Origin of the sequence: Streptomyces sp. NPDC047079, assembly GCF_040643755.1 — a bacterium.
GTDB lineage: Bacteria > Actinomycetota > Actinomycetes > Streptomycetales > Streptomycetaceae > Streptomyces.
Genome location: NZ_JBEYUZ010000019.1, coordinates 83,282 through 107,554 on the forward strand (window position 1 = coordinate 83,282; position 24,273 = coordinate 107,554).

The 24,273-nt window shown below is 70.5% G+C and carries 19 protein-coding genes and 2 pseudogenes; 14 read left to right on the forward strand and 7 right to left on the reverse strand.

Annotated elements, in window-relative coordinates:
- Nucleotide 1 precedes the first annotated feature (1 nt).
- The 9 genes from ABZ823_RS23335 to ABZ823_RS23375 all read left to right on the forward strand — a co-directional run bounded on the left by ABZ823_RS23335 (nt 2) and on the right by ABZ823_RS23375 (nt 9,220).
- Nucleotides 2–826, forward strand: a complete 825-nt coding sequence (locus ABZ823_RS23335) for an ABC transporter permease (protein WP_361663567.1) — start codon at nt 2–4, stop codon at nt 824–826.
- 11 nt (nt 827–837) lie between these two features.
- Nucleotides 838–2,094: an MCE family protein gene (locus ABZ823_RS23340; protein ID WP_361663570.1), complete on the forward strand. Its 1,257-nt coding sequence runs from the start codon at nt 838–840 to the stop codon at nt 2,092–2,094.
- Nucleotides 2,091–3,131: an MCE family protein gene (locus tag ABZ823_RS23345; protein ID WP_361663573.1), complete on the forward strand. Its 1,041-nt coding sequence runs from the start codon at nt 2,091–2,093 to the stop codon at nt 3,129–3,131. The genes ABZ823_RS23340 and ABZ823_RS23345 overlap by 4 nt, the downstream gene beginning before the upstream one ends.
- Before the next feature lie 179 nt (nt 3,132–3,310).
- Complete coding sequence (locus tag ABZ823_RS23350) at nt 3,311–4,291, forward strand: MCE family protein (RefSeq protein WP_361663652.1); 981 nt, start codon at nt 3,311–3,313, stop codon at nt 4,289–4,291.
- Complete coding sequence (locus tag ABZ823_RS23355; protein ID WP_361663575.1) at nt 4,288–5,397, forward strand: MCE family protein; 1,110 nt, start codon at nt 4,288–4,290, stop codon at nt 5,395–5,397. The genes ABZ823_RS23350 and ABZ823_RS23355 overlap by 4 nt, the downstream gene beginning before the upstream one ends.
- Nucleotides 5,394–6,677, forward strand: coding sequence for an MCE family protein (locus ABZ823_RS23360; protein ID WP_361663578.1), 1,284 nt, complete (start codon nt 5,394–5,396; stop codon nt 6,675–6,677). The genes ABZ823_RS23355 and ABZ823_RS23360 overlap by 4 nt, the downstream gene beginning before the upstream one ends.
- Nucleotides 6,674–7,948: an MlaD family protein gene (locus ABZ823_RS23365; protein WP_361663581.1), complete on the forward strand. Its 1,275-nt coding sequence runs from the start codon at nt 6,674–6,676 to the stop codon at nt 7,946–7,948. The genes ABZ823_RS23360 and ABZ823_RS23365 overlap by 4 nt, the downstream gene beginning before the upstream one ends.
- An 11-nt stretch (nt 7,949–7,959) precedes the next feature.
- Nucleotides 7,960–8,433, forward strand: coding sequence for a hypothetical protein (locus ABZ823_RS23370; RefSeq protein WP_361663584.1), 474 nt, complete (start codon nt 7,960–7,962; stop codon nt 8,431–8,433).
- Between the two features lie 34 nt (nt 8,434–8,467).
- Nucleotides 8,468–9,220 (forward strand): hypothetical protein, encoded by a 753-nt coding sequence (locus tag ABZ823_RS23375; RefSeq protein ID WP_361663587.1) that lies wholly within the window; start codon nt 8,468–8,470, stop codon nt 9,218–9,220.
- 145 nt (nt 9,221–9,365) lie between these two features.
- Here ABZ823_RS23375 and ABZ823_RS23380 read toward each other — a convergent pair whose 3' ends face one another.
- A complete protein-coding gene (locus ABZ823_RS23380) occupies nt 9,366–10,106 on the reverse strand; it encodes an alpha/beta hydrolase (RefSeq protein WP_361663590.1) in 741 nt (246 codons plus the stop codon).
- A gap of 332 nt (nt 10,107–10,438) precedes the next feature.
- Between ABZ823_RS23380 and ABZ823_RS23385 the strand changes: the two genes are divergently transcribed.
- Entirely contained in the window at nt 10,439–11,134 is a 696-nt protein-coding gene (locus ABZ823_RS23385) for a glycerophosphodiester phosphodiesterase family protein (RefSeq protein WP_361663593.1), read from the forward strand.
- Nucleotides 11,135–11,478: 344 nt separating this feature from the next.
- Here the strand turns inward: ABZ823_RS23385 and ABZ823_RS23390 are convergent, their stop codons facing one another.
- Nucleotides 11,479–12,672, reverse strand: a complete 1,194-nt coding sequence (locus ABZ823_RS23390) for a PP2C family protein-serine/threonine phosphatase (protein ID WP_361663596.1) — start codon at nt 12,670–12,672, stop codon at nt 11,479–11,481.
- A gap of 414 nt (nt 12,673–13,086) precedes the next feature.
- On the opposite strand from ABZ823_RS23390, the gene ABZ823_RS23395 reads away from it, so the two are divergent.
- On the forward strand, nt 13,087–13,260 hold the full coding sequence (locus ABZ823_RS23395; protein WP_361663599.1) for a hypothetical protein: 174 nt from the start codon (nt 13,087–13,089) through the stop codon (nt 13,258–13,260).
- Between the two features lie 167 nt (nt 13,261–13,427).
- On the opposite strand, the gene ABZ823_RS23400 is transcribed toward ABZ823_RS23395, so the two are convergent.
- Nucleotides 13,428–15,782 carry an FUSC family protein gene (locus tag ABZ823_RS23400; RefSeq protein ID WP_361663602.1) on the reverse strand — a complete coding sequence of 785 codons (2,355 nt, stop codon included), beginning with the start codon at nt 15,780–15,782 and terminating at the stop codon, nt 13,428–13,430.
- Between the two features lie 804 nt (nt 15,783–16,586).
- Between ABZ823_RS23400 and ABZ823_RS23405 the strand changes: the two genes are divergently transcribed.
- The 3 genes and pseudogenes from ABZ823_RS23405 to ABZ823_RS23415 all read left to right on the forward strand — a co-directional run bounded on the left by ABZ823_RS23405 (nt 16,587) and on the right by ABZ823_RS23415 (nt 18,426).
- A complete protein-coding gene (locus tag ABZ823_RS23405; RefSeq protein WP_361663605.1) occupies nt 16,587–16,964 on the forward strand; it encodes a DUF2267 domain-containing protein in 378 nt (125 codons plus the stop codon).
- Between the two features lie 99 nt (nt 16,965–17,063).
- A pseudogene (locus ABZ823_RS23410) lies at nt 17,064–17,264 on the forward strand (glycogen debranching N-terminal domain-containing protein); the annotation flags it as partial.
- A 106-nt stretch (nt 17,265–17,370) separates the two neighbouring features.
- Complete coding sequence (locus tag ABZ823_RS23415; protein ID WP_361663608.1) at nt 17,371–18,426, forward strand: LLM class oxidoreductase; 1,056 nt, start codon at nt 17,371–17,373, stop codon at nt 18,424–18,426.
- A gap of 41 nt (nt 18,427–18,467) precedes the next feature.
- On the opposite strand, the gene ABZ823_RS23420 is transcribed toward ABZ823_RS23415, so the two are convergent.
- From ABZ823_RS23420 to ABZ823_RS23435, 4 genes and pseudogenes are all read right to left on the reverse strand, one after another.
- Nucleotides 18,468–19,079 (reverse strand): NAD(P)H-dependent oxidoreductase, encoded by a 612-nt coding sequence (locus ABZ823_RS23420; RefSeq protein ID WP_361663611.1) that lies wholly within the window; start codon nt 19,077–19,079, stop codon nt 18,468–18,470.
- Nucleotides 19,080–19,092: 13 nt separating this feature from the next.
- A complete protein-coding gene (locus ABZ823_RS23425; protein WP_361663614.1) occupies nt 19,093–19,938 on the reverse strand; it encodes an aldo/keto reductase in 846 nt (281 codons plus the stop codon).
- Between the two features lie 315 nt (nt 19,939–20,253).
- Nucleotides 20,254–21,324 carry an NADH:flavin oxidoreductase/NADH oxidase gene (locus ABZ823_RS23430; protein ID WP_055494944.1) on the reverse strand — a complete coding sequence of 357 codons (1,071 nt, stop codon included), beginning with the start codon at nt 21,322–21,324 and terminating at the stop codon, nt 20,254–20,256.
- Between the two features lie 393 nt (nt 21,325–21,717).
- A pseudogene (locus ABZ823_RS23435) lies at nt 21,718–24,130 on the reverse strand (excinuclease ABC subunit UvrA).
- Between the last annotated feature and the right edge of the window lie 143 nt (nt 24,131–24,273).

Consider the following 24,273-nt stretch of genomic DNA (forward strand, 5'->3'; position numbering starts at 1 on the left):
GATGAGCCCTCGGAAAGTCCTCGATCGCCCCTTGCGCTCACTCGAAGAGCTGGGCGCCCAACTGTCCTTCTACGGGCGCTCGCTCGCGTGGACGGGCCGCACCCTGCGCCGCTACAAGAAGGAGGTTCTGCGGCTGCTCGCCGAGGTGAGCTTCGGGCGGGGAGCGCTCGCCGTCGTCGGCGGCACGGTCGGCGTGATCGCGTTCCTGTCCTTCTTCACCGGCACCGAGGTCGGCCTCCAGGGCTACGCGGCCCTCAACCAGCTCGGCACCTCCAACTTCGTGGCGTTCCTGTCCGCGTACTTCAACACCCGGGAGATCGCCCCGCTGGTGGCCGGACTCGCCCTGTCCGCGACGGTCGGCGCCGGGTTCACCGCGCAGCTCGGTGCGATGCGGATCAGCGAGGAGACCGACGCGCTGGAGGTGATGGGCGTCCCGTCGCTGCCGTTCCTGGTGACGACGAGGATGATCGCCGGCTTCGTCGCGGTGATCCCGCTGTACGTGATCGGGCTGCTGTCCTCGTACCTGGCCGCCCGGACCATCACCACCGGCTACTACGGGCAGTCGACGGGCACGTACGACCACTACTTCCACCAGTACCTGCCGCCCGTCGACGTGTTCTGGTCCTTCGGCAAGGTGATCGTCTTCGCCGTGCTGATCATCCTGGTGCACTGCTACTACGGCTACCACGCGAGCGGCGGCCCGGCTGGCGTCGGCGTCGCGGTGGGCCGGGCGGTGCGGACCTCGATCGTCGCCATCAACGTCCTGGATTTCTTCCTGAGCCTCGCGATCTGGGGCGCCAACACGACCGTACGGATAGCGGGGTGAGAACGGTGCGCATGCACAGGATGAGACTCAGGCTGTACGGCATCGCTTTCCTCGCCGTGCTCGCGCTGCTGCTGTCGCTCGCGGTGGCGGTCTACCGGCAGGCGTTCACGTCCGTCGTCCCCATCACCCTGGAGGCCGACACCCTCGGCAACCAGCTCGATCCACGCGCCGACGTCAAGCTGCGGGGGCTGCTGGTCGGCGAGGTGCGCGAGGTGCACGCGGACGGCACGAAGGCGACTCTCGACATCGCGCTCAAGCCGCAGTACGTCTCGTCCATCCCTGCGGACGTGCACGCGCGGCTGCTGCCCAAGACGCTGTTCGGCGAGAAGTACGTCGACCTGGTCCCGCCCCCGCGTTCTGCGAAGTCGTCGGCTCGGCCCATCCGCGCCGGAGAGGTCATCACCCAGGACCGTACGAAGGTCGGCATCGAGGTGCAGCAGCTGATGAACGACCTACTGCCGCTGCTGCGCACGGTCCGGCCGGGTGAGCTCAACGCCACGCTCTCGGCGTTCGCCACAGCGTTGGAGGGCCGAGGCGACCGGATCGGTGACAACCTCACCCGGGTCGAGGGTTATCTACGCCGTCTCAACCCGCACATGCCCTCCCTCAAGGAGGACATCTCGCGGTTCGCGGACGTCGCCGAGGTGTACGGCGACGCCGCGCCCGACCTGATGCGGATCCTGCGCAACACGGTCACCACCAGCCGCACGATCGTCGACAAGCGGGAACAGCTGGCCACCGCGCTCCGCTCGACCGCTTCCGTGGCGGACACGGCGAACGGCTTCCTGTCCGAGAACGGTGACCGGCTGATCACCCTGGGCCGGGTCTCCCGCCCCACGCTGGACCTGTTCGCCCGTTACTCCCCCGAGTATCCGTGCCTGTTCCAGGGGCTGGTCCGGCAGGAGAAGGCCTCGGAGGACGCGTTCCGGGGCGGCGAGATGCGGATCACCCTCGAAGTCGTCCGGCCGCAAGGGGCGTACCAGCCTGGTGAGGAGCCGCTGTACGGCGAGCGGTCCGGCCCGAACTGCCGTGGCCTGCCGCACCCTCAGGTGCCAGGCCCTAAACCCCATCTCAGTGACGGTACGTCGGCCGGAGGTTCCGGCGGCGCACTCCCCGGAGGTGTCAACGTGTCCGCCACCCGGGCCGAGCAGCGGGCCGTCGGCTCGCTCGTGGCCCCCGTCATGGGCGTCCCCGCCGACCAGGTGCCGCCCGTCGCGACCCTGCTGCTCGGTCCACTCGCGCGCGGAACGGCGGTGAGTGTCGCATGAGAAGGTCGGGAGCCCTGCAGACCGCCGCCCCGCTGGTCAAGTTCAGCCTCTTCGCACTGGTCACGATCGCGGCGACGGCGGTGCTCGCCGCCACCATCGTCAACATCTCCTTCACCCCCAAGGACACCTACCACGCGGTGTTCACCGACGTCACCGGGCTGGAGACGGGCGACGACATCCGGGTAGCCGGCGTGCGGGTGGGAGAGGTGGAGGGCATCCGGATCAAGGACCGGACCCTGGCGGAGGTCACGTTCACCGTCGACGCGGACCGGCCACTGCTCGCGGGGACCCACGCGGTCGTGCGCTACCGCAACCTGGTCGGGCAGCGGTACATCGCGCTCACCGAGGGCACCGGCGACGTCACCGCCCGGCTGCGGCCGGGCGGCACCATCCCGCTGTCCCTGACCCAGCCTGCGCTGGACCTCAACGTCCTGCTGAACGGCTTCAAGCCGCTGTTCGCCGCGCTCAGCCCGAGCGACGTCAACCAGCTCGCCACCGAGATCGTCCAGACCCTCCAGGGTGAGGGCGGCACGGTGAAGAGCCTCCTGGAGCACACGGCCTCGCTCACCACCACCATCGCCGACCGGGACAAGCTGATCGGCTCGGTGGTCGACAACCTCAACACCGTCCTGGCGACGCTCGACAAACGCGGCTCCCGCTTCTCCGACCTCCTCACGCAGCTGCGCCGGGTGGTCTCGGGGCTGGCGGCCGACCGCAAGCCCATCGGGGAGTCGCTGGTGAGCATCGGCGACCTCACCGACGTCACGTCGGGGCTGCTGAAGGACGCGCGTCCACCACTGAAGGACGACATCGCCGGGCTCGGCGAAGTCACCGGAACGCTGAACAAGAACGAGCACACCGTGGAGGGCGTCCTGAAGCGGCTGCCGAACAAGCTGAACAAGCTGACGGGGACGGCCTCGTACGGCTCATGGTTCAACTTCTACCTCTGCGACTTCGACGGCCGGATCGTGCTGCCGAAGACCAAGCAGGTGATCACCCCGGACCTGCACGTGGCGCGGGCGAGGTGTGGCGGATGAGACTGCGAGTCCCGAGACGGCGGCGTCGCCCCGAGCCCCTGGTGGGGGTACGGGTCCTGCCGCCGAAGCTGCCGAGACTCCCCCGGCTGCTGCCCAAGCGCAAGACCCGCCCCCAGCCGTTGGTCAAGGTGCGCGTCCTCCCGCCGAAGCTGCCCAGGATCCGGCTGGGGCGTCCACACCTGAAGCCCTTCCGTGAGCGGAACCCGGTCATCGTGGGCGCCGTCGGCCTCACCGTCCTCGCGATGCTCATGTTCACCGCCTTCAACGCCGACAGCCTGCCGCTGATCGGCGGCGGCACCAGCTACAGCGCGGCCTTCTCCGAAGCCGCCGGGCTCAAGCCGGGCGACGAGGTACGGATCGCCGGGGTCAAGGTCGGCAAGGTCGGGGGTGTCGACCTGGACGGCGACCACGTCAAGGTCACCTTCAAGGTGAAAGGCCACCCCGGGTTCGGCACCGGCACGGGCGCGGCGATCCGCGTCAAGACGATCCTCGGCGCCAAGTACCTGGCGCTGTATCCCAAGGGGCCGGGCCAGCTGAAGCCGGGCAGCGAGATCCCGCTCGGGCGGACCGTGTCGGCGTACGACGTCGTCCAGGCCTTCAGCGACCTGACGACCACCACCGAGAAGGTCGACATGGACCGGCTCGCGAAGGCGCTGGACACGATCTCCCTCACCTTCCAGGACTCCCCGGCGGAGGTGCGGGCGTCGATCAAGGGGCTGTCACGGATCTCCCGGACCGTCGCCTCCCGTGACCAGGCGCTGCGGGGCCTCCTCGACCACGCGAACGAGGTCACCAAGGTGCTGGCCGATCACACGAAGGACTTCTCCGCGCTGGTCAAGGACGGTGACGCGCTGTTCAAGGAGATCGACAACCGGCGCGCGGCGATCCACACGCTGCTCAAGAGCTCCGCGCTGCTGGGCATCGAGCTTTCCGGCCTGGTCGACGACAACAGCAAGGAGATCGGGCCCGCACTGAAGAACCTCAACACCTTCCTGAAGATGCTCCAACGCAACCAGGCGAGCCTCGACCGCAGCGTCCAACTCCTCGCCCCCTACGTGAGGCTCTTCACCAACACCCTCGGAAACGGCCGCTGGTTCGACTCCTACATCCAGAACCTGGTCGCCGCCCCAGTCACGCCACGGACCGGAGGAACGCGATGACCCGTAGGCTCCTGGCCCTGTTCACCGCCCTCGCGGTCGTCGCCGGCCTCGCCGTCGTCCTCTGGCCGGGCCCCCGCCCCGTCCGCGTCACGGCGTACTTCCCGCGCACCGTCGGCATCTACCCCGGCTCCGACGTCCGCGTCCTGGGCGTCCGCATCGGCGAGGTCAGGAAGACCACGCCGGAGGGCGACCGGGTTCGGGTGGAGCTGGAGTACGACCGGGGGCGCAAGGTCCCCGCCGACGCACAGGCCGCCATCATCAACTCCTCGGTGGTCAGCGACCGATACGTGCAGCTGCTCCCGGTGTACCGCAAGGGCGCGGTCATGCGGGACGGAGACGTCATCCCCGAGTCCCGTACGGCCGCCCCCGTCGAGCTGGACCGGGTCTTCGACAGCCTGCACACCACCGCCGAGGCACTCGGCCCGAACGGCGCCAACAAGCAGGGCTCGCTGTCCCGGCTGCTCGGGGTGAGCGCGGACAACCTCCGGGGCCAGGGCCAGAACCTCAACCAGACGGTGGACGACCTGTCCCAGGCGGTCACCACGCTGTCCGACGGGCGAGGCGACCTGTTCGGGACCGTACGGAACCTACAGGTGTTCACGGCCGCGCTGGCGGCGGACGACACCAGCGTGCGGTCGTTCGACACCGACCTCGCCGAGGTGGCCAGGCAGCTGGCCGGGGAGCGCAAGGACCTCGCCGCCGCGCTGAAGTACCTGGCCGCCGCACTCGGTGACGTGGCCGGCTTCGTGAAGGGCAACAAGAAGGCGCTGACCTCGGACGTGCAGGGCCTGGCCAAGGTCACCAAGGTCCTGGTCACCCAACGTGCCGCACTGCAGGAACTGTTGACCGTCGCCCCCACCGGCCTGTCGAACCTGCAGAACGCCTACAACCCCGCCGCCGGCACCCTCGACACCCGCAACAACGCGCAGACCGGGCAGGATCCGTCCTCCGTTCTCTGCTCGATCCTGAAGACGACCGGCGACGACCACGACAACTGTGCCGGGCTGAAAAAGCTCTTCGACTCCCTGCCCGAGGTTCCGTCGGCCCCGGCGCCGACGGGCACGGTCGACAAGACCCTCGGCGGAATTCTGGGGGCACCGGCATGAGCGTGCAGCGCAAGGGGCGGGTGGCCGCCTGGACGACAGTCGGCTCGCTGCTGCTGACCGGCTGCGAGTTCAACGGCTGGTACGACGTTCCGCTCCCCGGCGGCGCCGCTTCGGACGGTCACGCCTTCCACGTCACCGTCGAGTTCCGGGACGTCCTGGACCTGGTGCCGCAGTCGGCGGTCAAGGTCGACAACGTCACCGTCGGCGCGGTCGAGAAGGTGGAACTGGACGGCTGGCACGCGCGGGTACGACTGCGCATCGCCGACTCGGTGAAGCTGCCCGGCAACGCCGTCGCCGATCTGAGGCAGACCAGCATGCTCGGCGAGAAGTACGTCGCTCTGTCCGCGCCGGCCGGCACGCGGCCCGTCGGACGGCTCCGCGACGGCGACCGCATCCCGCTGTCCCGCAGCGGCCGCAACCCGGAGGTCGAGGAGGTGCTGTCGGCCCTGTCCGCGCTGCTCAACGGCGGTGGGGTGGCCCAGTTGAAGACGATCACCGTCGAGCTGAACAAGGCCCTCACCGGCCGCGAGGACCGGGTCAGGTCCCTGCTGAAGCAGCTCGACACGTTCCTCGGCGGCCTCGACGGCCAGCGGGCGGAGATCGTGCGCGCGCTTCAGGGCGTCGACCGGCTGGCGAAGCGGCTGAAGAACGAGAAGAAGACGATCGCCCTGGCCGTGGACACCATGCCGCCCGCCCTGAAGGCCCTCGCCGACCAGCGCAAGGACCTGACGAAGATGCTCACCGCCCTGTCGACACTCGGCAAGACCGGCACCAGGGTGGTCAACGCCTCCCACGACGACACCGTCGCCAACCTGAAGAAGCTCCAGCCCATCCTGCAGGAGCTGAACAAGGCGGGCGACGACCTGCCCGACTCCCTTGAGCTCCTGACCACTTACCCGTTCCCGCGCAACGCGACGGACGCCGTCAGGGGCGACTACGTCAACCTGAAGATCACTGCCGACCTCGACCTGGCGGACCTGTACGGCAACGTCACCGGCAAGCCGGGCACCGGCGGGAAGTCCCCGGCCCCCGGGACACCGCACCTTCCCGGCGTCCCCACTCCCACCCCTCTCCCGTCCATCCCGTCCCTGCCGGGCACCCCGTCCGTGCCCCCCGTGCCCTCCGTGCCCCCCGTGCCCTCGACACCCTCCGACGGCAGCACCCTGCTGTGCCCGCCGGTGTGCACCGCTGCCTACGGCACCGAGGGCGGCTCGCGTCACCTCCCGCCGGGGGTCGATCTCGGCCTCGCCGAGCTGATGCTGAAGGGGATACTGCCGTGATCACCCGTACGGTCAGGGCCCAGCTGCTCGCCTTCGCGACCGTCACCGCCCTCGGGGTGTCGTACGTCGGCGCCCGGTACACGGGCCTGGTGGACGACGTCCTGCACCGCGGCTACACCGTGCGCGCCGACTTCGCCGAGTCCGGGGGCGTCTTCCCCGGCGCCGAGGTCACCTACCGGGGCGTGCCGGTGGGCCGCGTGGGCGATCTGCAGCTGACCGGGTCCGGGGTCTCGGTGGCGCTGAAGATCGAGGACGGCGCCCCGAGGATCCCGGCCGACACGCTCGCGGTGGTCGCCGACCGTTCGGCGGTGGGCGAGCAGTACGTCGACCTCCAGCCGCGGCGGTCGGGCGGGCCGTACCTCATGGACGGCAGCCCGATCCCGCGCAGCCGCACCCGGACCCCGCTGCCGGTCACCGACCTGGTCCTCAGCCTCGACCGGCTGGTCAACTCGGTCGGCAAGGACGATCTGCGGGTCACCGTGGACGAGCTGGGCAAAGCGTTCGCCGGCACCGGACCGAATCTGAGCCGCCTGGTGGACTCCGGCAACGCGCTGGTGGAGTCGGCATCCGAGTCGCTCCCCCAGACGGTCTCGCTGATCGAGGACTCGCGGAAAGTGCTCAAGACACAGGCCGACCAGGGCTCCGCCATCAAGTCGTTCTCCCGCGACCTGGCCACGCTCACCGAGCAGCTGAAGTCGAGCGACGGCGATCTGCGCAGGCTTATCGGCAACAGCGCGCCCGCCGCCCGGCAGTTGGACTCCCTGCTGAAGTCCGCCCGGCCGCACGTGCCGGTCCTGCTGGCCAACCTCATCAGCGGCGGCCAGATCACCGTGGCCCGGCTGCCCGGCGTCGAACAGGCCCTGGTCACGCTCCCGCTCACGGTCGCGGGCAGCTACACGGTCATCCCCGGCGACGGCACCACCCACTTCGGGCTGACCGTGAACGCCGACGACCCTCCCGCCTGCACCCAGGGCTACGGCACCCAGCGGCGCGACCCCGCCGACACCAGCACGCGCCCCGCGAACACCGGTGCCCGCTGCACGGTGCCGCGCGGCAGCAAGACCTCGGTGCGCGGAGCGCAGAACGCGCCCGGCGCGATGACCGGTCGGTACAGCGCCGACCAGACCGCGTTCGTGGCCCCGTACGACCCGGAGACCGGCACCGTGACCGGCCCGGACGGAACGCCCGTCGAGATCGGCTCGACGGGCGGGGAACAGACCGTGTTCGGAAAGGAGTCGTGGCAATGGCTGCTCGTGGGACCGATGGCATGAGAGGCGGACGCATGAGGTTGCTGTCGGCGGGACTCGTCGCCGCGACCGTGTTGACGACCGTGCTGTGTGTCTGGCTGGGCCTGAAGCTGTCCGACCAGCACGCGACGGAACAGCGCCGCCAGGACATCCTGGCGGCGGCCCGCCAGTCGGCGCTGAACTTCACCTCGCTCGACTACCGGCACTACGACCGGGACAGCGGCAATGTGCTCAAGGGCGCCACCGGGGAGTTCAAGAAGGCGTTCGCCGCGCAGACCGCACAGCTGACGAAGCTGGTTGCGCAGAACAGGTCGGTGTCCGAGGGACAGGTCCTGGACGCGGGCATCGTGCGGTCCGACGCGCGCTCGGCCCGGGTCCTGGTCGTGGCCGACGGCAAGGTGACCAACGCCGCCGCGCCCGAGGGCCAGGCGCGCACCTACCGGCTCCAGCTCGACCTGGCGCGGGTGGACGGCCGCTGGCTGACCTCCGACGTCGCGTTCGTGGGCTGACCCACCCGTGAGGCCATCGATGAGAAGAGACACCATGGCGAACCCGACCTCCCGCACCCGCGGCACCGGCTCACCGGCCCGCCGCACCATGACCGCGGCCGCCCGCGCGGCGGCCAAGCGCGCCGGGCGGCCGGCGCGCCACGAGCACGGTGCCCGCCAGGAAGAGCAAGCCATCGGGCGCACCCTGCTCGTCGAGCCCCCGGCCAGCGGCTGGGAGGACCCGCCGGAGCCCGCCCCCGAGCCCTTCGAGGATGAGCCGGAGGAGAGCGCGCCCTCGGGCAGGCTCGGACGGAGCGTGCCCACCGCGGTGCTGGGCCTCGTGCTCGTGGCGGCCCTGGTCGTGGCCGCCGTCCTCGGGTGGCAGTACCGGCAGGGGCGGCAGGCGGAGCAGGCCCGGGGCGAGGCCCTCGCGGCCGCGCGGAAGGCGGCGCCGGTCGTGCTGTCGTACGACTACCGGCACCTGGACCGGGACTTCGCCCAGGCCCGCACCCTGCTGACCGGGCACTTCCGCGACCAGTACGGCAGGACGACGAAGACGGTGGTCGCGCCGACAGCGACGACGTACCACGGCGTGGTGAAGGCGACCGTGGCCACACCCTCCGACGGCGGCATCCCCGCTGCATCCGTCGTATCGGCCACACCGGACAAGGCCGTCGTCCTGCTCTTCGTCAACCAGGTCACCCAGAGCACCCAGGTACCGGCCCCCCGGCTGGACCTGAACCGGGTGCGATTGACGCTCACGCGCACCTCCGACGGCTGGAAGGTGAGTGGCGTCGACGCCCTCTGACAAGGACTTCAGGCAGCACGGGCCCCTGCCGAGAGTTCAGCAGGGGCCCGCAGTGTGGAGAGCTGCGGAGGGCCGGGACCTGCCTCGTTGAGCGGCGTACCGACCGACATCAGCTACTGTCTGCTGCCGGTCTGACGGCTCGGCCTCACATCAGATGCCGGGTGAAGAACCGGGCCGCGGCCTCCCCCGCGAACTGCGGGACGCCGGTGTGCCCGCCCATGTTGGCCTCCAGTGTCTTCTCCTTGGAGCCGAAGGCGTCGAACAGGTCCAGGGCCGCCTGCCGGTCGTTGCCTTCGTCGTCCCACTGCAGCAGGACGTGCAGCGGAATGGTGACCTGGCGGGCCTCCTCGAACGTGGCGCGCGGGATGAAGCTCCCGGCGAAGAGACCGGCAGCCTTGATGCGCGGCTCGACCGCCGCCAGCCGGGTGCCGATGGAGATGACTCCGCCCGAATACCCGACCGGGCCGCCGGTCTCGGGCAACGACTGGAGGGCGTCTAGGGCGGCCTGCCATTCCGGGACCGCCTTGTCCACCAGCGGGAGGGTGAGCGCGTCGATAATCTCGATGCTGACCGGCTCGCCGGCCTCCATCGCCCGGCGCAGATCGGCGCGGGCCTGGTCGAGGGCGGGCAGGCGGGGCCGGTCGCCGCTGCCGGGGAGCTCGATGGTGGCCGTGGCGAAGCCCTCTGCCGCGGAGTGCCGGGCGCGGGCCACCAGTCGGGGGTACATCCTGCGGAGCCCGAGCGTGGGGTGGCCGAGCAGGATCAGCGGCACCGGTGCGGATGCGGATGCCGACGCGGGAGTCCACAGGAAGCCGGGGATCTCACCGAGGATGAACTCGCGCTCGAGGACACCGTCGTCGAGACGTTGTTCAGAAGTGAAGTGCACGGTCGTGCCTTTCGGGAGGGCTCTGGAACGGCGCTCCCGGACGACCTATCGCCCGACCGTGACCCCGGAGGAGAGCACCCATGTCGATACTGTGTTCACGGGTACCACCTCCTCGTTCTCTCGCACGGCCTCCAGAAGGATAGCAAGTGGGGGTCACGCCCGATCCCCCGGCCCGAACCGCGGCCTGGCCCCGCCCGGTTGCCAGGCGGGCCGAGCGCGGCCGGACGCGCCCATTACGCTTGAGAGCTCCGACAGGCGGTCGCCCGCCGCCCGGCGAGGGTACGGCGCTCGTGCGGCCGCCCCGGACCATCACACCCAAGGACGGCAACCGAGTGTCTTTCTTCACCATCGGCCACCGCGGTGTCATGGCCGCCGAGCCGGAGAACACCCTGCGCTCCTTCCTGCGGGCCGAACGGGAGGGGCTGGACGGCATCGAACTGGACCTGCACCTGAGCAAGGACGGCGAGCTGGTCGTCATGCACGACGAGACCCTGGACCGCACAACGGACGGCTCCGGTCCGATCGCCGACCAGGAGTTGCGGCAGCTCAAGAAGCTGGACGCCGGCCTCGGCGAGCGCATCCCCACGTTCGGGGAGGTACTGGACGCCGTCGGGCCGACGCTGCCGATCCAGGCGGAGATCAAGGACGTGGCCGCCGCCCGGTCGCTGGCCAGGGTGCTCACCGACCGCGACGTACTGGACCGGGTCTCGGTGCTGTCGTTCCACGACGTGGCGCTGATCGAGATCCACAACCTGCTGCCGCAGGCCCGCACCGTGCTGGTGGCAGGCCCCAGCGCGCACCGCGACACCTTCGTCGGCCGCGCTCAGAAGGTCGGTGCCAGCCTGGTCAGCGTGGAGCTGCGCCAGCTGAACCGGGCCATCGTGGAGAAGTGCGGCGCTGCCGGCATCGACGTGATGGCCTGGACCGTCAACGACGAGCGCGACCTGGCGCTGTCCCGGACGCTCGGCCTGGTGGGCTGCGTGACCGACCAGCCCGGCATGAAGCGGCTGGCCGAGGCCACGGCCTGACCTCGGAGGTCCGCTCACGCGCTCGGCACGCAGCGGACGGCCGGTGGCGGCCGACACGATCTCGGCTGCCTGTGGCCGGATGAGGTCGGCAGGGCCGTGAACGGCCTGGACACAGCGCCCGGACCAGCCGGTCGAGGAGCAGCCGTGCACCGGACCTTCGCGATGTCGTGTGGCGCGACCCAGGTGAGGCCCTGGTCCAGGGCAGGGGGCCGCTTCTCGGCTCCGAGGCTGCTCTGGAAGACCGTCCGCGGCCGCCCGCTTCAGCCATGCACGAACCGCCCACGTCGGGCAAAGACGCCATCGGGCGTTGCCCTCCGTGAGGACTCACGGTGGCGTGCTTCGGCTCATCGCTGCGGGCCCGGTCTAGTTTCGGCCGGTGGCCGACGACTGCCGTGCCAATCCAGTATCAGAACCGTGGCATCGTCCTTGAGATTGCCATGGCAGGCATCCAGCACCGCGTTGGTCAGGCTTCGGACAGCTTCCCTCGGATGCAGCGCGCGGGTGTCGTGAACGACCGAGGCCAGGTCGACGGCCGCGGCACCGCGCTCCTGCATTCCGTCGGTGAGCAGGATCAGGCGGTCTCCGGGACGCAAGTGCAGTTCCTGGACGCGGTAGGAGGCGGGTGCCGCAACACCGAACGGCAGGTTGACGGCGAGTTTGACCTCTTCGACGGTGCCGTCGCGCAGCCGCAGCGGCCAGGGATGGCCGGCGTTGACCAGTTCGCACAGTCCTGTGTCGAGGTCGACGCACAGCAACTGCCCGGTGGCCAGGCCGCGGCTGTGGCTCAGCAGGGCCTGGTGGGCGTGGTGGGCTTGCTCGAGGGCGTCACAGCCACTGCGGCGCGCCCGCCGCAACGCGCCGACCAGCAAGGTGGCCAGCAGAGCGGAGTTCGTGTCATGGCCCATGGCGTCGGTGATGGACAGGTGCAGGGTGTCGCGGTCGAGGGTGTAGTCGTAGGTGTCGCCACCGATGTCGTCGGCCGGGACCAGTCCGGCGGCGAGGGTGAACTGGGCCGCCTCGCAGCAGGGGGCCGAGGGAAGCAGCTGGTGCTGGATCTCCGCGGCCAGGCTGGTCTCCGTGGTGCGCCGGCCCAGATGGTACAGATCAGTAAAGCGGCGGTCCGTGACGATGATGTAGGCCAGCGCGTGTGCCGCGTCGCGGACCTGTCGGAGCACGGTGTCGTCGGCGGACTGCAAGGTCACCTCCAGGACGCCAATGCAGTCGCCGCGGTTGCTGACCGGTGTGATGACGCGCCGTCCGCCCTGGCCGTCCGGTTCCACATGCTGGCGCTGGCTCTGCAGAACGCTGTCGTAGACGCTGCCCTGCAGGTCGATTGTCTCGGTTTGGTCCGCGAAATCACCGCCGGCGGCGGCGAGCCGTATCAACCTCTGACCGATGAGGTCGACGAACAGGAAGGACACACGCTCGGCACCGAATCGCTTGTGCAGGTCGTGTGCTATCACGTCGACGGACTCACCGGGCGGCGCCGCCTCCGCAGCGGTCAGCAACTCGCCCAGTTCCAGATCTCCACCCTCCACGGCAACCTCCCATCGGCTGCTGCACCTTTTTCCCCGAGTTTCCACAACTTCACCTCTCTGTGCCCATCCTGCACCGGCGCAGGTGGTCCCAGGTGAGCGCGATCCTGCTGCTGGTTGATGCGCCAGCCGATGCCTGGCCGGGGGCGTCGGTGTTCCGGAGCTGGAGAACGGGCCGTCCGTGCGGAGCTGGAGGGTTGACTCGGAAGGTGGCGGCCTTGTCCCGGTCGACGCCCTGCGGGCCACGGGCACTTGGCGTTGACCGGCCCTCACGTCGGTCGGCGCGAGCGAGCTCACACTGGGTGGTGCCCTGGGCGCTGGCCAGGGCGGCAGTTGAACGGGGCAACCCTCGCACACGCGACGGGCCCGCTTCTCGCGTTCCCGCCGAGGGGGGCCGCGCTCACCCCCTGCAGGGCCTTGAGGGTCCAGCAGTTCGCTCTCGCCGGAGCCCGGGTCACCGGGCTCGACCCCGCGGCGCCGCTCCTCGAACAGGCCGAGCAGCTCGACCGGGCATCGGGCAACCCACCCCGGCCACCGTCACCGACCTCCAAGCCCATCGCATCCGGCGACAACCCGTCCTCGGCGGCCTGATAAACGAATACCGTCACGCTGCCTGACCGCGCCGCATTGCCACCCGGTCACCGGCCCCGATCGGCCTGGTGAGCGCAGGCCCCCTGCCGACATCGTGGCGCCGCCGGGACCATGACGCCTCGTCAGCCGAACCACCGCCGCGATCGCCCACCGCGGGCGCCGGCGTCCTACCGGCCCGCGGCAGCTGTCTCCGCCGGCCGGGTGTCCGGCTTGGCCTGCTGTTCCTTGAATCCCATGCCGAGCGGGCGAGCGAGCCCCAGGACGTCTTCGTCCACCCGCTGCAGATGACGCAGTGCCACCTGAGTGAGCCGGTTTCGCTGCTGCTCCGTCTCCGGCGCCGTCCGCCTTCCGGATCCGGGGGCGTGAGGGGCTTCGGAGTCCTTCTGCGCGGTGGCGGTTCCCGCCTCGGCGTCGAGAGGCTCCCGGCAGCCACCCTTGGTCTGCAGGCACTCGATGAGCGCGCCGAGGTTGCGGTCTACGCGTCCTGCCGCCTCGGATAGCCGCGCATCGCTCACGATCCCCCGACTGCCTGGCGCGGGCTGGGCGATGGCCGCGAGGTTGCGGGCGTGGTAGGCGGCCGTCTCCAGCAGTCCCAGGACGTAACGGGTGAGCCGCCGGCGACGGCGCAAGGGGGTGATCGGATGGCGCAGCGGCAGAGTGGTGGTCCGCAGATCGGCCAGTGCGCTGTCCAAGGCCCGTGAACGGTGGAGCAGGTCGACGGGGCGACCGCCGCCGAGCTCGGCCACACCCTGGCCGGTCACCTCACGCAGTCGTGAGAGCACTTCGCGGATCTGCTCCTCGGTGCGCTCCTGCGTCCGCACCGGCAACACCAGCAGGCCCACCACGACCGCGCAGGCGGCCCCCAGCGCGGACTCGCCCAGCCGTATCACGAGCAGGTCCGGGGTGAAGCTGTGCAACAGCGTGTAAAGCAGCCCGATCATCGCGGTGACGAAGAAGGACACCACCGCGTAGGAGATCGCGTAGAAAGTCCCGAACAGGCACAGCATGACCAGCGTGAACGCGGCCCAGGGCTGGTTGCCGACCAGGCCGGCCAAGCCGATTCCGGCCAGGACGCCGAGCAGGGTGCCCACTAGGCGCCGGGACCCTTTGACCAGTATTTCTCCGGCCGAGGAGGTGTTGACGAACACCACCCAGCAGGTGAAGACGGCCCAGTACCAGCGCTGCGGCGACAGCAGTTCGCCACCCACGATCGCCAGGGCCGAGGCGAGGGAAACCTGCACGGCGATGCGGGTGGTCGTGCGTTCCAGGCCGGCCGGTTCGCCCTCCTCCTCGGACTTCTCCCTTAGGGCGTCCTCGGCGTCGAGGACGGCGTCCTCGGTTTGCAGCTCCTCCCGGCAGCGCACGGTCTCGGGGCTGTCGTCCGGACTCTCCTCGCTCTCGTCAGGCCCTGTCAGTGCCAGGCGCAGGCCGAGCAGGGCTCGGCTGACGTCGCCGATCGCCCGGAACACGTCCTGCACGGCAGGGGGCGCGTCGGGCAGCCGTTCGTCGTCGCGGTAGCCCAGGAGCCGGTCCCGCACGATCTTCAGGCCGACACCGTGGTCGCTGCCGGGAGCCCGCCCGGCGACCACTTTCAGCGCGTGCAGATCGGCGATAAGACGGTGGATGACCTGCTCGTCGGCCGTGCGCAGCGGTACCGAGACGTCCGGTGGCACGCGGCCGGTGCGCTCGGTGATGTCGCTGGCGACGGGATTGACCCCCTGCAGGCCGAGCGCCCCTGTCAGCAGGACCGCGAGGTGTTCGGCGGCGACTTCGGCCTCGGCGATGCGCCGCTGGACATGGGCTGCCGTGCAGTGCTCCCGGATCGTGTCGTCCAAGTGGTCCTGGATCATCAGTGCTGCCTGATGCAGGGCAGCCGTGCGCCGCCGCAGACGGCGCACGGCCCGTTCGGCGCCAGGTGTTCCCGGCTTCTGCCGAGCCAGGTCGATGACTGCCTCGAGGTGCTGCACCAGTCGCGCGCGGAACGCCTCAAGCAGTCGTTGCAGGGTGCCCTGCGACGACGTCGGGACGAGCCCGAACCTCACCACCGCGCTGCAGACCGCACCGATCACCAGCAGCAGGCACAGCTGAGGCAGCCACTGCGGGTGAGGCCTGACGAACTGGGTGATGAAGAACATCTGGAAGGCGATGACGCCCAACGCGCTGCACCGTCTGCTGAACCGTCGCGCGTAAGCGGCCGCGAAGATCACCAGGACGCAGACCACGTCGCTCACCAATCGGTGGTGCACCAGCAGGGCTCCGGAGGCCAGCGCGGTAAGACCGGTCGGCAGTCCCAGAGCCAGCGTGATCGCCTGATCGCGCCGGTGCGGATCGGAGACGGCGAACGAGAAGACCTCCGCCGCCGTCGCACCGGTGACCAGGAGCGGAAGAGGGATGTGCAGCGCACTCATCACGACGACGGCCAGCAGCACGCTCAAGACGATGCGCAGAGCCTTCAGCAGCCGGATGAACCCGGGATCGGAGGCGATGACCCGGTCCCACGCGGACGTCCAGACATCCCCCACCTGCCCGGCCGGCCCCACAGTGCCTGCGGGTACTCGTTGCTGCGCGGTGTCCTGGTCCGTGGCTGGGCCTCCCGAAGCGTTCCGGCCCCCGCTAGCGACTTTCGTGGGGCCGCCGACCGGCGTGCAGGCGGGGCGCGCGGCGTGGCCCGGGAACCCTCAACCAGACGGGTACCCGCATACACCGCGATCACCGTGTCCCGCCGGTGGCTGCACCTCCCTCAAGACTGCCAGTCCCCGCCCGGTGTGACAGCCGGCGCGGCGCTGATCTTGCCGATCGAAGGGTTCCGCGTCAGCCGTCACCGTCCAGCGGTCCCTCCGGGGCGTGCCGGAGTTGCCGCACCGCGCCCATCTCTGGGTGCGGGTGGGAGCCGCGCCGGCCGTGCCCCCCGTCGATCGAACTGGAAGTGTGGCTGATCGACATCGGCTGACAGCGCGCCGCTGTCGAACGCTCTCGATGCCGAACGGGCCGGCCGGAAACGCGACGGCGGGAGAGTCGACCGCGCCCACAGGCACGGCGCCCTGACGCACGTCCGGCAGACCGGCGCCGGCGTCCCCTGCGCCGTGGCGGAGGCCGTCTGCACTTGCGCTCTGAGGTCTATCGAGCCCGCCGCCCTTCCTCCTGCCGGGAGCAGGCAGAGTGTGGCCCACATCGGGAGCATGGAAATGTCCGATTCCACTCGGCGTCTGCTGAGGCGCATGCACCATGACGCGCATCAGCGCACCCCTACACGCACGACGCACCCTTCGGTGGCTGTCTCAGGTCCCACGCCAGGCAGTTGCAAAGCTTCAGGAAAAGGACGGCTCATGGACTACAAGACCTTCCTCGACACCATCACCCGGCGCGCCCCTGTCCCCCCGGAGAAGGCGGAGCCCCTCACCCGCGCCACCCTGGAAACCCTGGCCGAGCGGCTCACCAGGGGCGAGGCGGAGGACCTCGCGTCCGAACTGCCCAAGCCGCTGAAGGAACCGCTGGTCTCTCCCACCCCGGAGGCCGAGCCCTTCGGACTCGACGAGTTCGTCGATCGGGTGAGCAGGCGAGCAGGGGTGAGCCCGGACGAGGCCCGTGAGGGCGTACGGGCGGAGCTGAGCACCCTGAGGGACGCGGTCAGTAATGGCGAGTTCCGCCACGTAATGTCCCAGCTGCCCCGGGACTTCGAGGCTCTCGTCGGCGCCCCGGGCTAGGAGGAGCCATGACCGACGAGGTCGGCGCCGTCATCGAGGAGACGGAACCGGCCGTACTCACGGCCGTCACCGTCACACTGATCGAGGGGCCGACGTTTTGCGTCTCGGGCAACCTCGGGCGACATGGAGGCCGAGGTGCCGCAGGGGCTGTTCTTCCACGACATGCGGGTCATCTCCGACTGGCAGATCCGGGGGACGGCCCCCGGCCGCACCACCTCACCGTGCTTTCCCAAGACGCCTACGGCACCGCGTTCGTCTCCCGCGTCCCGCCACACGGTGCGCAGAACCAACTCCTGTTGAGGCGTTGGCGCTACGTCGGCGAGGGGATGCGCGAGGGCCTCCGGTCGGGCAACCTCAGCACGCGTCTGATGTGCCCGGACTCGGCATGAAATCGCCGGAGAATCGCATGACAGAATCGACAGTTCCTTCTGCCGGCGCACCCGTGGACGTCGAAGGCGGAGCGCAGCGGCCGTTCTCCGAGCACGCGGCCATGGCCAGGGCGTATCCCGGCGGCAGGATGACCGTGGGCGCCATCACGCCCCTGGAGGGCTTCGACGGGCCCGTGCCGTCCCTGGCCGGGCACATCGAGCGGATCCAGCAGGCCGAGCGGGCCGGCTTCGCCTCGGTGTGGGTCCGGGACGTGCCACTGCTGGACCCGAGCTTCGGGGACGCCGGGCAGGTCTTCGACCCGTGGGTGTACCTGGGGCAGCTCAGCGCCCGCACCACCTCGATCACACTGGGGACCGCCAGCATCGTCATGCCGCTGCGGCATCCATTGCACACCGCCAAGGCGGCCGCCTCGGTGGACCAGCTGTCAGGCGGACGGCTCCTGCTCGGGGTGGCCACCGGTGACCGGCCCGTGGAGTTCCCGGCCTTCGGTCAGGACCCGGGCGGCCGGGCCGAGAGGTTCCGGCAGTCGCTGGAGTACTTCCATGTCGTCCTCGAGCACCGTTTCCCGCACGTGGAGTCGCCGCTCGGCCGGATGCACGGCACCGATCTGCTGCCCAAGCCGGTGTACCGGCGGATCCCCGTACTGATGACGGGACGCGGCAGGCAGGACGTCCGGTGGATCGCCGACAACATGGACGGCTGGCTGTACTACACCCCGCCGCTCCAGCAGCAGGCCGAGAACATCCAGCGGTGGCGGGAGCTGACCCGGGACGATGGCGGTGGGTTCAAGCCGTACGCCCAGGCCACCTATCTGGACCTGACCGAGGACCCGCTGGCCCTGCCCCGGCGCATCCACCAGGGCTTCTCGGTGGGCCGGGTGTCGTTCCTGGCGATGATGCGGGCCTGGCAGGACATCGGCATCGACCAGCTGATGATCAACTTCAAGCACAGCCGCCGCCCGGTCGCCGAAGTGATCGACGAACTGGCCGAACACGTGCTGCCCCACTTCCCGCCCGGACGCCCCAGAGCGCGCGGCGAGCACCGGCGGCCCGTGGGGCGGACCGGGCCCTGAGGAAGCACGACCCCGGCGCCCCCGGCGTGACATGGCCGGGCTCAGTCCCGGACGGCTCCGGACGGCCGCTCCTGCGCGTAGTCGCACGTGCCCTCCGCCCGGAACTGCAGGGCTGCCCTGGTCACCTCCGTGCCGAGGCCGCGCAATTGGTCCGCGACCGCCTGGTCGGTGAGGCGTCCGTCGCCATCGAAGACCCGGGAGGACCGCGGGACCGCGAACACCAGCGGCACGGCCCAGCCGCGCAGCGACCGCACGATGAACTCCATCGCGTTGATCGCCTGCAGGCCCTGCACCCCACCGGCGGTCGTCAGCATCCCCACGGGTTTGTTGCTGAGGTAGGGCGGGTCGTGGTCGGCCAGGAGGGCGAGCCAGTCCACTGCGTTCTTGAACGCGCCGCTGACCGACCCGTGGTATGTCGGGCTGCTCCACAGCAGGGCGTCGGCTGCCTGAACGGTGTCCGCAAGCCGACGGGCGGACGCAGGGATTCCGTGCTCGGACGTGTAGAACGGAAGATCCAGCCGCTTGAGGTCGATCACCTGGGTGTCGGCGCCTGCATCGTCCGCCCCCTCGACCGCCACACACAGTGCGGTGAGGCTGGTCGACGGGGTGCGCAGCGAACCCCCCATCCCGACGACGAGCAGGGGGCACGCCATCCTGTCAACTCCTTCACAGCATCTCCAGAGGCGTGGGCCCGCTGGGCGGCGGGAACGCCTCGTCGAGGGCGTCGAGCGCCTCGATGGGAAGGTGGAGGTCCACCGCGCCGCGGTTCTCCCGAACGTGGTCGGGTGATCCGGAACGCGGGATCGCGGCCACCCCCTGTGCCAGCACCCAGGCGAGTGCGACCTGGGCCGGCGTGGTTCCGAGGGCCCGGGCCACGGCACCCAGTGCCTCGACCTTCAGCAGCCGCCCCTGCTCGATCGGGGAGTAGGCCATGACCGTCACCCCGGCCTCGCGGCACCAGGGGAGCAGATCCCACTCGATGCCGCGCCGGGAGAGGTTGTACAGCACCTGGTCGGCGGCCACGGCGTCGCCGCCGGGGAGGGTGGTCAGCTCGGCCATGTCGGCGACGTCCAGATTGCTCACGCCCCAGTAACGGATCTTCTCCGCCTCCATCAGGTCGGTGAATCCCGCAAGGGTCTCCTCGAGTGGCCACCGTCCCCGCCAGTGCAGCAGGTACAGGTCCAGCCGTTCCGCACGGAGCCGCCGCAGGCTGCCCTCGCAGGCGGCGACGGTGCCCTTCCGGTCGGCGTGGCCGGGCAGCACCTTGCTGACGAGGAAGACCTCCTCCCGGCGTCCCCGCAGGGCCTCCCCGACGAGCTCCTCGGCTGCCCCGTCGCCGTACATCTCCGCCGTGTCGACGACGGTCATGCCCAGGTCCACGCCCAGCCGCAGCGCGGCGATCTCCTGTTCCCGCCGGGCCGGGTCCTCGCCCAGGTACCAGGTGCCCTGCCCCAGCGCCGCGATCTCCTCACCGGAGGGGAGCGCGATCGTTCCGGCCGATTCCGCAGACATCTCGTGCCTCCCGTCTGCCGCGGATCCGTGTCACGCGCACCCGCACCGAGTGCCCAGGTCCGCGCCTCCCAGACAACCGGTGTCGCATGCGCTGGGAGGTCAGGAAGGGCAGCGGACTGCGCCGAGAGCGCGCCGGGACCGGGTGCGCGGTCGCGCAACGCGACGGCGACCGATTATCTGCTGCAGTGTGCCGACACGGTCGGCTGCCAGCACCCACGTACCGACTCGCTCGGAAGTACGGGAAAGGCGGCATTGCCGCATGGATCGCTCATATAGGAGGAGACCTCTTCGCCTTGCGTCCGATTCCCGGGTGCCTCAGCCGTGACGCGGGCGGCCACGCTCGTACTGCTTCGGCCACGGGACGTCGTCACGGAGCACGTGGGCCGCGCGGAGCGGCCAGGTCGGGTTGCGCAGCAGTTCGCGCGCGAGCATGATCGCGTCAGCCGAGCGGTCCACGAGGATCTGGTCGGCCTGCTCCGGTGCGGTGATCAGGCCGACCGCGGAGACGGGCAGGGCCGCGCCCTCGCGGACGGCTCGGGCGAAGGGCACCTGGTAGCCGGGCTCCACTTCGATACGGGCGTTGTGGACGAGCCCGCCGCTGGTGACATCCACCAGATCGACGCCGTGGGCCACCAGGTGCCGCGACAGCTCGACCGTCTCCTCCGGGGTCCAGCCGCCGTCGGCCCAGTCCGTGGCCGAGAAGCGTACGAACAGCGGGCGGTCCTCCGGCCACTGCGCCCGTACGGCGTCGGTGACCTGGACCAGGAAACGGCTGCGCCCGTCGAGATCGCCTCCGTACTCGTCGCTGCGGTGGTTGGACAGCGGGGACAGGAACTGGTGCAGCAGATAGCCGTGCGCGGCGTGGATCTCCAGAACCTCGAAGCCGGCGGACAGCGCCCGCGCGGCGGCCTCGCCGAAGGCCCGGACCAGAGCGCGTATGTCGTCCGCGCCGAGCTCCCGCGGGGCCGGCCAGTCGCCGAATGGCAGCGGTGACGGTGCGACCGTCTGCCATCCTCCGGCCTCCGGTTCGACGTACACGTCACCCTCCCAGGGCGGTGCCGTCGACGCCTTGCGGCCGGCATGGGAGATCTGGATGCCGGCAATGGCTCCCTGCCCGTGGACGAAGTCGGTGATCCGCTTGTACGCGGCGGCCTGCCCGTCATCCCAGATGCCGGCGTCGGAAGGGGTGATCCGGCCCTCAGGTTCCACTGCCGTGGCCTCCTGCATGACCAGGCCGGACCCGCCGCGTGCCAGGGAACCGAGATGGACCAGATGCCAGTCCTGCGGATAGCCGTCGACCGAGCTGTACTGGCACATGGGGGCCACCCAGGCCCTGTTCGGAAAGGTCGTGCCGCGGAGGGTGAGCGGCGAGAAGAGACGGCTCATCGGAGGCCTCGCAGGGGGACGTAGGACGCCGGGTGCCCCGCAGCCGTCGAGCCGTGACGGCCTGGGCTCCTGCGGGCGCCCCTCACGGTGGCTGCACTCGAGTACCCGGCCGCTCGTGGCACAACCACGGCCAGGGGTGCTCACCCAAGCGGATGACCCGGTACGTGGCGGTCCCGGGCCGTGGCCGGGTCAAGCGGCATACCGCCGACGACGTCGACGCGCGCCGACATCGCCGCGATCGTTCGGGAAGAGGGTCCGTCATCGTGCGGTCACCGGGTCGCTTGCCACGCCCGCACTTCTGATGAGCGTGGGCCGGCAGCGCGGCCTGGGACAAGCGGGACGCTCAGCTTGCCCCGAACCCGGCTGACCGGTGCTCAGCCCCTCGTGCTGTCGTCAGGAGCCCGCGAGCCGGGCCGCGAGATAGGGTGCCGTGGCGCTGCGGCGGGCCCTCGCCACCTTGGCCGGCGGGCCCGCCGCGACCACCCGCCCGCCCGCGTCGCCGCCGCCCGGGCCGAGGTCGATGACCCAGTCGGCGGTGGCGATCGTGTCCAGGTCGTGCTCGACGAGGACGACCGTGTTGCCGGCGTCGACGAGCCGGTGCAACTGTCGCAGCAGCAGTGCGATGTCCGAGGGGTGCAGCCCCGCCGTCGGCTCGTCGAGCAGGTAGAGCGCGTGCCCGCGGCGGGCTCGCTGCAGTTCGGTGGCCAGTTTGATGCGTTGCGCCTCACCGCCGCTGAGTTCCGTCGCGGGCTGGCCCAGCCGCAGGTACCCCAGTCCCACCTCGCGCAACGTCTCCAGACTGCGGGAGGCGGCCGGGACGGCGGACAGGAACTTGGCGGCGGCGTCGACGGAGAGCGCCAGCACTTCCGCGATGTTCTTGCCGCGGTAGGTGACTTCCAGCGTTTCGGCGTTGTACCGGGCCCCCTGGCAGGTCGGGCACGGCGCGTAGGTGCCGGGCAGGAACAGCAGTTCCACCGCGACGAATCCTTCGCCCTGGCAGGTCTCGCACCGCCCTTCGGGCACGTTGAAGGAGAACCGCCCGGCCGAGTAGCCGCGCGCCCTGGCCTCGTCCGTCGCCGCGTACAGCTTGCGCACCGCGTCGAACATCCCGGTGTACGTGGCCAGGTTGGACCGGGGAGTTCGGCCGATGGGCCGTTGGTCGACCAGGACCAGCCGGTCGAACGACTCAACCCCCGACGCGTCCTGGACGTCGACCTCCAGCTGCGCCTCGTCGGGTTCCTCGGGTACGAGTCCGAGGTGGCCGCGGACGACCTCGGCGAGCACCTGCGTCACCAGCGTCGACTTTCCGGAACCGGACACGCCCGTCACCGCCGTCAGCACGCAGAGCGGTACGTCCACGGACACGTCGTGCAGATTGTGGCGGGACACGCCGCGCAGGTGCAGCCAGCCGTGGGGTGTGCGCGGGCGGTGATCGAGCGGCTGGGCGCGCCCGAACAGGTACTGGCTCGTGGCCGACTCCGCGACCCGCTCAAGACCGGCGACCGGCCCGCTGTACAGCACGCGTCCGCCGCCCTCGCCCGCACCGGGGCCGATGTCGACCACCCAGTCCGCCCGCCGTACGACGTCCATGTCGTGCTCCACGACGAACAGCGAGTTGCCCGCCGCCTTGAGGCGGTCCAGCACGTCCAGCAGCGGTTCCGCGTCTGCCGGGTGCAGGCCCGCGGAGGGTTCGTCGAGGACGTAGACGACGCCGAACAGCCCCGAGCGCAGCTGGGTGGCGATCCGCAGGCGCTGCGCCTCGCCGGGCGACAGGGTCGTCGAGCGGCGTCCGAGGCTGAGATATCCCAGGCCCAGGTCGAGCAGTACGTCGATCCGCGCGACCAGATCGCCGCAGATCCGGACCGCGACCTCGGTCGTCTCCCCGGATCGGGCGGTCGACGTGGTGGCGTCGGCCTCGGACCGCCCCGCGACGGGCCGCAGCAGCGCCACGACCTCGGTGAGCGGCATCGCGTTGATCTCGGCGATGGAACGTCCGGCGAAGGTCACGGCGAGCGCCTCGGGCCGCAGTCCGCTGCCGCGACAGGCGGGGCAGGGCACACTTCTGACGAACCGGAGCGCCCGTTCGCGCATCTTCTCGCTCTTGGAGTCGGCGAGGACGTGCATGACGTGCTTGCGGGCGCTCCAGAACCTGCCCTGGTAGCCGTAGTCGACGCGGTCCTCCTCCGGCTCGACGTACACGGAGGGCTGCTCGTCCGTGTACAGCAGCCAGTCCCGGGACACTGCGCAGGTTGGCTCCCTGCCAGGCGCCCGGCCAGGCGGCGATCGCCCCCTCGCGGATGCTCAGCGAGGGATCCGGGACGAGCAGATCCTCGGCGACGTCGTGCACGACGCCCAGTCCGTGGCACTCCGGGCAGGCGCCGGCCGCGGTGTTGGGTGAGAACGACTCGGCTTCCAGCCGTGCGGCCCCGGGCGGATAGGTCCCGGCGCGGGAGTACAGCATGCGCAGCAGATTGGACAGCGTGGTGAGGGTGCCGACCGTCGAACGCGAGCTGGGCGACCCGCGTCGCTGCTGCAGGGCCACGGCCGGTGGCAGTCCGGTGATCTCCTGCACGTGCGGTGCGCCGACCTGTTGCAACAGCCTTCGGGCGTACGGTGCCACGGACTCGAAGTAGCGCCGCTGGGCCTCCGCGTAGAGCGTGCCGAACGCGAGCGAGGACTTGCCCGAACCGGAGACGCCGGTGAAGGCGACCATCGCGTCCCGCGGAACGTCGACATCGATGTTCCGCAGGTTGTTCTCACCGGCGCCCCGGACATGCACGAAGGGGTCGGTCGGGTCCTTGTTCACCGTTCCTGATTACCTGATCGCGCCGCGAACCGCGACAGACGCTGTCACCGGGCCCGCTCACAAGCAGCGTCGCCCTGTTGATGCCGCGCCGTCCAGGCCGCCGCGGATGGACTCCGGTGGATGCTGGCATCGTCGGTACGCAC

Coding starts and splice junctions, on each gene's coding strand:
- ABZ823_RS23335 (WP_361663567.1), top strand. CDS start 2: ATGAGCCCTCGGAAAGTCCTCGATCGCCCCTTGCGCTCACTCGAAGAG.
- ABZ823_RS23340 (WP_361663570.1), top strand. CDS start 838: ATGCACAGGATGAGACTCAGGCTGTACGGCATCGCTTTCCTCGCCGTG.
- ABZ823_RS23345 (WP_361663573.1), top strand. CDS start 2,091: ATGAGAAGGTCGGGAGCCCTGCAGACCGCCGCCCCGCTGGTCAAGTTC.
- ABZ823_RS23355 (WP_361663575.1), top strand. CDS start 4,288: ATGACCCGTAGGCTCCTGGCCCTGTTCACCGCCCTCGCGGTCGTCGCC.
- ABZ823_RS23360 (WP_361663578.1), top strand. CDS start 5,394: ATGAGCGTGCAGCGCAAGGGGCGGGTGGCCGCCTGGACGACAGTCGGC.
- ABZ823_RS23370 (WP_361663584.1), top strand. CDS start 7,960: ATGAGGTTGCTGTCGGCGGGACTCGTCGCCGCGACCGTGTTGACGACC.
- ABZ823_RS23375 (WP_361663587.1), top strand. CDS start 8,468: ATGGCGAACCCGACCTCCCGCACCCGCGGCACCGGCTCACCGGCCCGC.
- ABZ823_RS23405 (WP_361663605.1), top strand. CDS start 16,587: ATGGACTACAAGACCTTCCTCGACACCATCACCCGGCGCGCCCCTGTC.
- ABZ823_RS23415 (WP_361663608.1), top strand. CDS start 17,371: ATGACAGAATCGACAGTTCCTTCTGCCGGCGCACCCGTGGACGTCGAA.
- ABZ823_RS23420 (WP_361663611.1), bottom strand. CDS start 19,079: ATGGCGTGCCCCCTGCTCGTCGTCGGGATGGGGGGTTCGCTGCGCACC.
- ABZ823_RS23425 (WP_361663614.1), bottom strand. CDS start 19,938: ATGTCTGCGGAATCGGCCGGAACGATCGCGCTCCCCTCCGGTGAGGAG.
- ABZ823_RS23430 (WP_055494944.1), bottom strand. CDS start 21,324: ATGAGCCGTCTCTTCTCGCCGCTCACCCTCCGCGGCACGACCTTTCCG.